7 protein-coding genes are annotated in these 9,164 nt (G+C 53.4%); 3 read left to right on the top strand and 4 right to left on the bottom strand.

Translation table 11 applies throughout. The annotated features are described in order from the left end of the window. Nucleotides 1–224: 224 nt before the first annotated feature. From WLY71_RS27790 to WLY71_RS27780, 3 genes are read left to right on the top strand one after another with little or no spacing between them, the layout of a single operon-like run. Nucleotides 225–701: a hypothetical protein gene (locus tag WLY71_RS27790; protein ID WP_347806109.1), complete on the top strand. Its 477-nt coding sequence runs from the start codon at nucleotides 225–227 to the stop codon at nucleotides 699–701. After that, nucleotides 698–2,086, top strand: a complete 1,389-nt coding sequence (locus WLY71_RS27785) for a tripartite tricarboxylate transporter permease (protein WP_347806108.1) — start codon at nucleotides 698–700, stop codon at nucleotides 2,084–2,086. The genes WLY71_RS27790 and WLY71_RS27785 overlap by 4 nt, the downstream gene beginning before the upstream one ends. Before the next feature lie 43 nt (nucleotides 2,087–2,129). Beyond that, the gene (locus tag WLY71_RS27780; protein WP_347806107.1) at nucleotides 2,130–3,020 is read left to right on the top strand and encodes a sigma 54-interacting transcriptional regulator; all 891 of its coding nucleotides are present in this window, start codon (nucleotides 2,130–2,132) and stop codon (nucleotides 3,018–3,020) included. A 367-nt stretch (nucleotides 3,021–3,387) separates the two neighbouring features. Here the strand turns inward: WLY71_RS27780 and WLY71_RS27775 are convergent, their stop codons facing one another. The 4 genes from WLY71_RS27775 to sctC form a co-directional block, all read right to left on the bottom strand. Then, nucleotides 3,388–4,416: an IS110 family RNA-guided transposase gene (locus WLY71_RS27775; RefSeq protein WP_347806106.1), complete on the bottom strand. Its 1,029-nt coding sequence runs from the start codon at nucleotides 4,414–4,416 to the stop codon at nucleotides 3,388–3,390. Between the two features lie 1,343 nt (nucleotides 4,417–5,759). Next, nucleotides 5,760–7,028: a hypothetical protein gene (locus WLY71_RS27770; RefSeq protein ID WP_347806105.1), complete on the bottom strand. Its 1,269-nt coding sequence runs from the start codon at nucleotides 7,026–7,028 to the stop codon at nucleotides 5,760–5,762. A 591-nt stretch (nucleotides 7,029–7,619) separates the two neighbouring features. Continuing rightward, nucleotides 7,620–7,823, bottom strand: a complete 204-nt coding sequence (gene hrpT, locus WLY71_RS27765) for an HrpT family type III secretion system protein (protein ID WP_347806110.1) — start codon at nucleotides 7,821–7,823, stop codon at nucleotides 7,620–7,622. After that, nucleotides 7,823–9,164 (bottom strand): type III secretion system outer membrane ring subunit SctC (sctC, locus tag WLY71_RS27760; RefSeq protein ID WP_347806104.1); only part of this gene is annotated, 1,342 nt, incomplete at its 5' end. The genes hrpT and sctC, both read right to left, overlap by 1 nt.

The following is a 9,164-nucleotide window of genomic DNA, read 5'->3' as shown; positions in this document are numbered from 1 at the left end:
GTCAGCCGGCGCCAAGGGCGAAGACGTCAATTGGCTGGTCAAGCAAATGGTCGAAGCACGCGACGTACGTTCTGACAATGCGGCTGAGCTTCTCAAGCAGAAGTGAGCGAAGTGATGAGCATCACTAGCGAACTGTCTGTCCGGATGGTAGAGGTTGGCGCCAGAGACGGTTTGCAGAATGAAAAGCTGACGCTCTCGCCGCAGGGGGCAGTGGGAGAACCCTTATGAAACCCGAACTGTTTGAAGTATGGGGCGACACGGTTGACGGCCGCCACCTGATCTATTCCATTGCCATCGGAACAATCGTTAGCCTCGGCGCTTTTTTCATAGCGCAGCACTTGCTTGTCGGCTGGGTAGACTCTCTGCAAATGGCACGTGCATACGCGATGTTGGTGGGTATTGTCGGCTGCCTGGCAGGTGGTGCCATCAGTGCGGCGCTTTTCAAACCAAAGCGCAATGTAGTAGAGCATTTGGCAGACCCTGCATGGCGTTCAAAAATCTTGATCGAGTTGCAGAACGAGTATGGCCCCCTTGGCAGTCTGACTGACTTACCACCTGCCACGATTGCGGAACTACGTGAAATGGATCTTTATGATCTGTTCGCTGATTACGAGAAAGGTCTTCCCTCTCCCGCGAAAAGCCACGATGTGCCACCTGCCGTTTCTGTCAGCGCTGTAAGCGTCAATGGAGGCCGGTCATGATCGCACCATTCCTGGATCAGATTCTTATTGCATTGGGCATGGGCATCCTGGGGGCAGTGATTTTTGCAGGGATCGGACTTATCTCCGGCAGCGATGAAACCACTACCCTCGCCCCATTAACTTTACTTGTGGTATTGCTGGGCGTTCCTGCACAAGGTGTGCTGACGTTCTTCTTAGCGGGAGCAGTGGCCAAACACATGACTCATGCCGTACCGACGGCATTACTGGGTATTCCTGGCGACACCATGGCTACGCCACTCATGCGCGAGGCTAATTTTTTGCGCAATTTAGGCGTTCCACACATTGCACTCCGCAAGATGATTTCGGGTGCGGTGATTGCTGCCTTAATTGCTGTTCCGATGGCTGTATTGTTCGCCGTGATGCTCGCGCCGTTCGGTGACATGATCAAGCATGCTGCACCTTGGGTTTTCTTGCTTGCGGCGATTGCCATCGCATGGTTCTCCAAAGGCCGCCTGGCTGCAGTGCTGACATTGATCCCCTTCGTTATGGTGATTGTTGGCCTGCAAAGCATCACCGGGCGGTACGGGGTCAAGCTCAGTGTCAGTTACTTCCTTGGCATTGCCATCGGCCCGTTAATCGCCGCGCTTTTCTCCATGCTCGCGCCTGCCGAGCGAGAAACAATGCGACGCCAAGAGGTGCGCACTTTTTCCTTGTCTCCCGACGTAAAAAGCTGGGGCGGATTTTTTCCTAATCCGCTTAAAGTATTGGATAGCAAACAAAGCATGTGGACTGCCGTCACCGCCGTAGTCTCCAGCGCCACCTTTGTGTTCAGCCCGGTTGCCATGACCGTAATCATGGGCGAGGTCGTCGGTTCAAGGGTCAAACACGTCTACCATCGTTTGACCACAGTCATAACCGCTCGGAACGGGGTCACCGAATCAACTTACCTCGCCGAAGCGTTGATCCCGCTAATCGCCTTCGGCCTGCCACTTAGCCCAGTCGCAGCGGGCCCGGCAGCGCCACTCTTCAATGCGCCCCCGCGCTTTAGCGTCGACGCAGCAACAGGCCAGGTGAACAACTTGCACTCACTGCTCAGCACCTGGGAGTTTCTTGGGTACGGTATGTTGGCAGTGGTCATTGCCATTCTGATCGCTTACCCATTCACCATGAATTACGCGCACAGAGCGGCGTCCTATGTGTCGCGTAAAATCAGCCACGAAGCAGTGATCTCGACTTTTGTTGGACTAATTCTAGTGATTGGCATCTGGGAAGGCGGCCTGCTCGGTTTGCTGGTGATCATCACCATCGGACTGCTGGGCGGGTTTCTCTCACGCTTTTTGGGCTTCAACATTGGCGTACAGTTCATGGGCTATTACACCGCAGTGTTAACGGTGCCCGCTCTGATTGCCCTAATGGGCGCATGACTCCTTGCAAACATAACAACTACCAACGCATGAGAGGTCGTGGATGATTGAATGGGAAGATGGTAACAATGTGCCCGCCACCGAGATCATTGCTCAGAATATTTCGCAGCTGGGTATTGATGTGCTGCTCTTCGGAGAGACCGGGACAGGGAAGGACACCCTTGCACAACGCATCCATACCTTGTCTGGCAGAAAAGGCCGACTGGTGGCTATGAGCAGCGCCGCTATCCCTGAATCCTTGGTCGAAAGCGAGCTGTTCGGCGTGGTCAGCGGCGCCTACACCGGCGCTGATCGTTCACGCATGGGTTACATCGAGGCCGCGCAAGGTGGCACGTTGTATATCGACGAAATCGACAGCATGCCGTTCAATCTGCAGGCCAAGCTGCTTAGAGTGCTTGAAACTCGTTCGCTGGAACGCTTGGGTTCCACCACTCCAATCCACCTCGACCTATGCGTAATTGCATCTACGCAGCGTCCGCTCGATGATCTAGTGGAATCGGGAGTGTTTCGTCGGGACCTGTATTTTCGCATTAATGTCTTCACTTTGCAGTTGCCCGCTTTGCGCGAGCAGCGGGCGAGGATTGTTCCCTTGTTCAGCCTGTTCGTCGCTGCCTTTGCTCGCGAATTGGGATGCAGTGCTCAAGGCATCAGCCCGACCTTGCGCCAAGTGCTGCTGACTCACGACTGGCCCGGCAACATCCGCGAGTTGAAATCGGCGGCCAAACGATTCGTGCTGGGGTTTCCCTTGTTAGGCGCTGAGCCAATTAACGGCCATGATCCTGCTACCGGTCTCAAGTCTCAGTTGCGGGTGATCGAAAAGGTGTTGATTCAAGAGTCACTCAAACGACACAAAAACAACATCAAGGCAGCCAGCCAAGAGCTTGATATCCCCCGGCGCACCCTCTACCAACGCATAAAGAATCTTGAAGTTTAGACGAATCTACGGATCGCTCCTGATTCACAATGCGTTCCCGATCCTTTCCAGGTCGCGGTAGAGGTGGCCGTTACCTGGCATCCCCCGCGCATACATGGACGCCCCCGGGTTGCCAAGTTTTCAATCTGTGACGGCTCGGTGGTAGAGATTGCACTCATACATCCGGACTTTCGGTGCGGCGTTGCCGCTGTCCCTGATGGAATCCGCTGGCCGAGTTCTCAATAGATCCGTGTGCTCATGGCACGCTGTGCGGGTCAGATTTTCTTGGCCACGGTCTTACCAGTTTTGCCATCAATTCATGATCACCTGAGCAATCAATAGAGTTGGTCCGCTACAGGGTTAAGTTGACGTCTCCAAGCCGCTCCGATTACGCGACGACGGTCGTGTAATCGGAGCGGAACTCGCGGTCACCGGCCAACAAGGCCCATATAATTCGGGCGTTTTTATTAGCCAGTGCAACGGCTGCCACATTGGCGTTACGCCGCTTAAGTAGCCGGCCAAGCCAGCTGTCAGAAATCTCTTTTCGCTGTGCTGCGTAGATCATCGACCGTGCCCCCTGGATCAGTAGCGTCCGTAAATAGGAGTCCCCCCGCTTACTCATCCCCAACAGCACCGTCTTACCGCCAGTGGAGTTCTGCTTCGGCACCAGCCCGAGCCAAGCACTCACCTGTCGGCCATTCTTGAAACTCTTGGCATCGCCAAGAGAGGCTACCATCGCACTGGCCGTGATCGGCCCGATGCCTGGCATCTTGGCCAGCTTGCGGCTGTTTTCGTTCGCGCGATGCCAGGCGACAATTTGATTCTCGATCTCATGAACCTGATGATCGAACCCCTTCAACTGTTCCAGTAGACGCTGCACAAGCAGACGAAACGAGCCCGGCAACTCATTGCGCTCACCCTCAATAAACTCCGGCACGCGCTTGGCGATATGTGCGATGCCCTGCGGGATTACAAGACCAAATTCGGCTAGCAGCCCACGGATCTGATTAGCTTGCGCTGTCCGTGCCTTCACGAATCCTTGACGAACCCGATGCAGCGACAGCACGGCCTGTTGCTCAATGTCCTTGATCGGCACAAAACGCATGTTTGGCCGACCCACCGCTTCGCAGATAGCCTCAGCGTCAGCTACATCGTTTTTGTTCGTTTTCACGTATGGCTTTACGAATTGCGGGGCTATCAGCCTCACATCGTGACCCAAGCTGCGCAGCTTGCGAGCCCAATGGTGGGCGCTTCCACAGGCCTCCATACCGATCAGACACTGCGGCATGATGGCAAAAAAGGTGGCGACCTGGTCGCGTTTGAGTTGCTTCCTAAGAACGGTCTTGCCATGTTCATTAACACCGTGCACCTGAAATACATTTTTCGCCAAGTCGATACCAACGGTCATAATTTTCATACCGGACGCTCCTCTTGGTTTGTGGTTTCTGAAGCCCTTCCACTATGGCACGTTGAGACCTCTGGTTCGTGGATGGGGGCGTCCATACCAATAGATCCGTACGCGCGGAACTACCGCGTTCGGCTCCTGCCTCGGGCGTGTGACCCGAAGCGATCCTCGGGATAAAGATGTGCATTTCCAGGTCTTGGTATGTAGAGGTCAGCAAGGCGTCCGTAGCGTGACCATTGAAGCCTACGCTGCTGCGAAGTTTGAGGGCTTGCCGCCATAGGCGGCATAAAAGATAAGTACGCCGAATGCTTCGGGGTTGTCTCCTTTCCTCTGCTTTTGTTGCCTAGCCGATCGGTTCCGACAGAATTGCCCGACATGGTGAACGATGCCCAAATGGCGGCAGAAGCGCTTTACCCGAAGGTTGGATAAGACAGATTTATAGATGCAGTTGCACCCGATGACGGCACATGAAAATTGATGTCAATAATATCGTATTGAGATTGTTCGTTTAATTTCGTGCGAATGGTTAAATTGCCATCCTCCCTTTTGCCCATTGCTCCTCTTACGCTCGGTGCGTCTACTTCTTGCTAATAGTGAGCTTCTGCTCCCTGGCTTATGGGTTTTCTGTAATAGCGCTAACGCCCATTTGTCAGCGTCGATTAGGCCTGCCAATACTGGGTCAGACTGACAAATACAACAAAAGCCGAGGAAAGGTAGACAACCCCGAAGCATTCGGAGTACTTATCTTTTTGTCTGTCGGTGGAGCGCGGGGATATACGTAGTTGTAGCGACCTGCATTCATAAACACGCCGACCTGCAATATCCAACGCGACCGACAAGAATTAATTGCAAGTGAGCGGCCGCCCGTACTGTTCCATATGGGTAGACCTCAACTACACGGGACAATCACTGAATGGTTGGACCAACAGCGGCTCGGGCTTTTGATTCCGGACAACTCAATATTTTATTTTCGTGTCCGGAACGGAACTCGAACCGCTCTCAGACCACTCAATACTCTCGACACAAGCCCGTGAGTCAACCCGCAGCCCATAGCCTCGGTGTACCTGGCCGTCAGCTGTACCGTAAGGAATCTTTAACCAATGCTAAAGCGTATTTCCTCAGCCCGCCCGCCGCCACCCGCTGTTTTGCCAGACCCGACACCCTCTGTAGCCGCCCCCATTTCTTCTTCGACTTCAACGACAGCGCCGCGATAACCGATTGCCTCCATCGTCGGACGACGCAGGTCATTGCGTAGCTTGGGATGGATGGCTTACGCTCATGCCGCTACATTATTCGAGGCAATTGTAGTCAGTTCCTGAAACAGTGGGTGATTGGATAACGTTCGGTCCATCACGCTAATCTTGGGCAATAGCTTCAAAATGGCCCCCATGATCAAAAACAAACACCTTCCGACCGCGTTCTTCAAACTCTCCTTTTTCGTTCTTGTGGCGCTCTACAAATAACTCCTTATCCGTTCTCGAGATGATATGAACATCAATCTCCGGTCCATCACGGTTGATAGTGTCGATGAATAATTTGGCTGCTGCGCTGTTCGATGACATTTGCTCATTTTCAGGGATCAAGTCTTTATCGCTTAACATGCGTCGGTATAAATTGACTTTTGCAGAGTCAACCTGAGTGTAATCTCCATTTAAATGCTGCATAACTGCAATAAGAAAGCAGTTATTAACGTTACCCCCCGTTACTCCACTATTCTGAATGATGCGCATGTCGTGTTTATTTAGGATTTTGGTTATTTCGGAGTGCAACCCATTTAAGTTTTGCACAACCTCATTTTCGTAATCCTTACGAACATAGTTATATACTTTCTGCATGCCTTGATCCAAGTCTTCCCATGGAACGACTGGTTCGGTAGTTAATTTAATGTTTTTAAGACTGTCTAAAAAAGCGTTAGCTTCTATTCGCTGTTGATGGGCAGTTGGCTTGGCTCGCGCATCAAGAATGTTCTTGGGCAAAGGTTTTGCGAGACTTGTTCTGGGTCTCTCCATGGCTGGTTTGCGGATCAAATCTGAGGGGGTGGCATTTATTTCAGCGACCCCATTTGCTCCCGCTTGGCTCGAGAGGGACGTTGCATTTGACAGCACTGTAGATCGGGTTGATGGAGCCATAGCGCTTTGTGCATGAAAATTAGCGCCCAGCCGTTGAATCTGTGATGTCACGGAAAGGGGGGGCTTTGACGCGATGGAGGTTGAACCAGGCGAGGAGGAGCCGGGTCGGGAGATCCATGGTGTTTTCTCGTCGAACCTTACTCCAGTGAGCTCATAGTCTGAGTCGTGTTTAGTGTTCGACAGTCCTTGGGAGGGATCAAAGCGCAATCCGACAGTTTTCCCATTTTGACCGGGAGGCGAACCTATCGTTTTATAGTATTGGGTGTTGCCCTTGGTCATGTCTCGGTTTATTTCCCCCCCCGTCACCGCGTTCATAATGAATTGTGCGATATCAGCGGTAATCCCTATGGCCGCATCGGCGAGCCATCCCATTGATTTTGCGTTTACGCTGGATTGGAGTCCCGGGAGTGTCGTCCTTACAGTTGCTGGCGAAGACCGTGCCAAATTAACAAGGCCGGTTGCTCCGTTAAGAAGCGCTCTTGCGATAGGAGTCATGATCATTTCCTCAAAAACACTGTGTGGCGTCGAGCATCCAGTCGGTTCCCGGACAGGGGGGCTGGAAATCATCAATTTTCGGGGCGCCCACTTTGCCCTAGCCCGTTCAAGCGAAAACCGCCAACCAGGCTGATTTTCAAACAGCGCTTGCAAATGCAGGGGCGGTTGCAGGAGCTGAGTGCAACACGGCTATTGGGCGCATCGTGCCGCCTATCCGCTTCGACCTGCATTGCATCGCTGCCGCCCAGCATTAGTTGCGAATGAAGCTACGGCATCGGACCATCCAAAAAACGAACGTTTGATGGACGACCCGTTAATCGCAAATAAAGTGAGCACGCTGAAATGAAATGCGAGCGTGACGTGCCATTGGATGCAAGCTCAATCGCAAGGAATGGGTAGATGCGTTAGTCACGCTGACCGATCTGTCGCAAGAACGCGTTTCACTCATCGGGCCGTGTGGCCAAGGCGTTCATCCCGTAGCCGTAGCCGTAGCCGTAGCAGCCCCTCAGCCGTGGAAACCTGTCTCAGTCCAGGATTGATTATGGAAAAGGCAGCTGAAGCTAAAAAAGTAAACAGTGCCCTCCCGCGTGCTCAATCCCTCAGCGGCACGACGGTGAAGTCCGTTTCGTGATCGCGCTCGTCCAAACCTTGGCGCATCTCCAACGGCCACCAGACCACCAGGTTACGATCGGAAGAGTCAGGCCGGTTGCACGCATCCGGCGAACAGGCTGAAACAGAAGAACAACCCGAAATCACGACTGCCAATAATAACAGAGTGATGCAACGACAGATCATCATGGGGCTACCCTCTGAAGCAGCGACGGTCTGGCAGGTGCCAGGTTTTTTGCCGCCTGTGGCTGGCGCATGGCGATAAATATTTCACTTTCCTCGCCCGGCTGTACCCAGGCATGCGGCCATGCACTGACACCGATTACCCATCGCCCACCACAGCGACCCTCGTCGACGCGCAAGGGTTTGTCGGTGTTGTTACGTGCAACGACCACCGCAATTCCCCAGTCCTTTTTTGCAAACCATTGTGAACTTTCCTTGACCAATTCAAGGCCGTTCTCAGGTGCGCACAGGCTCTCGGCCGCAAACGGTAATGGTTCTTGGCTTTGAAACCCGACCGGCGTCGTTCCATCCAGCAGTTGTTTAAAGGCCTGCTGCACAGCACCGCGCGTTGGCTGGTCCCGATCACCGCGACGCGCCTCGATTTTCTTCATCTGATCGTCCACGTCATGCGGATTTCCGTTCTCGACATAGCGTGCCGGGTTCACCTGGTCGCCAATCAATCGTGGTGTCAGGATGAAAAGACGCTCGCGATTGTTGATCTCTCGATTGCGCCATTGAAATAGCAACTTGCCGATCACCGGAATGTCGCCGAGCAGAGGTATTTTCTTCACTTTTTCATTGGCTTCCAAGCCGTGAAAGCCGCCAATGACCAACGACCCACGCTCAGCTATCACCGCCTGCGTACTGACATTGCCCTTACGCACACTGGGTTGTTCAGCGTTGATCGTGGACGTATCGATCTGACCGTCCTCGATATCGACAATCAACTGCACTTGCGACCGACCATTGTGGGTCATCGAACGCGGTATCACTTGCAGGCTCGTACCCGCAGTAACCGGCAGGATGTCTGCCACCCGCTCGGAGGTCGCGGTCAAAAATTCGGTGCGACTGAAGTCGATCACCGCGGGCTGATTTTCCAGGGTCAAGATCGACGGATTACCAATCACCGAAGCTACACCATTGCCTTCGAGTGCCCGCAGGTCAGCGGAAAACTTGCCGCTGTCTTGAATGAACAATGTTGAACTGCCCCCCTCCATGAGGTCCGCACCCCCACTGACACTGCCGGAGTTGAAATTCCAGCGACTGGAAAGCTCTGCCAACTCAGTGCGATCAATGTCCAGAATAATTGCATCAATTTCGATCAGATTTCGCGGCACATCCAATTGCTCAACCAATTTTTGATACATTGCCTTGCGACTGGGCAAGTCATAAATCAGCACCGCATTGTTGCGCACATCCGCAGCGACACGAATACGCGATTTCGCCGAGCCAGGGCCAAAGTTTCGTTTGCTGCCACCACCGGCCAGTACCCTGTCCAGTCCCTGTTCGAGGGAGCCCATATCC

The sequence above is a fragment of the Pseudomonas rossensis genome (genome assembly GCF_039888995.1).
Lineage (GTDB): Bacteria > Pseudomonadota > Gammaproteobacteria > Pseudomonadales > Pseudomonadaceae > Aquipseudomonas > Aquipseudomonas rossensis.
Note: the sequence above shows the minus strand (reverse complement) of the source record. Positions and strands in the feature narration are given on the sequence as shown.

What these genes read in the sequence shown, in the direction of transcription:
- WLY71_RS27785 (WP_347806108.1), top strand. Translation starts at nt 698, where the DNA reads ATGATCGCACCATTCCTGGATCAGATTCTTATTGCATTGGGCATGGGC.
- hrpT (WP_347806110.1), bottom strand. Translation starts at nt 7,823, where the DNA reads ATGATCTGTCGTTGCATCACTCTGTTATTATTGGCAGTCGTGATTTCG.
- WLY71_RS27770 (WP_347806105.1), bottom strand. Translation starts at nt 7,028, where the DNA reads ATGACTCCTATCGCAAGAGCGCTTCTTAACGGAGCAACCGGCCTTGTT.
- WLY71_RS27790 (WP_347806109.1), top strand. Translation starts at nt 225, where the DNA reads ATGAAACCCGAACTGTTTGAAGTATGGGGCGACACGGTTGACGGCCGC.
- WLY71_RS27780 (WP_347806107.1), top strand. Translation starts at nt 2,130, where the DNA reads ATGATTGAATGGGAAGATGGTAACAATGTGCCCGCCACCGAGATCATT.
- WLY71_RS27775 (WP_347806106.1), bottom strand. Translation starts at nt 4,416, where the DNA reads ATGAAAATTATGACCGTTGGTATCGACTTGGCGAAAAATGTATTTCAG.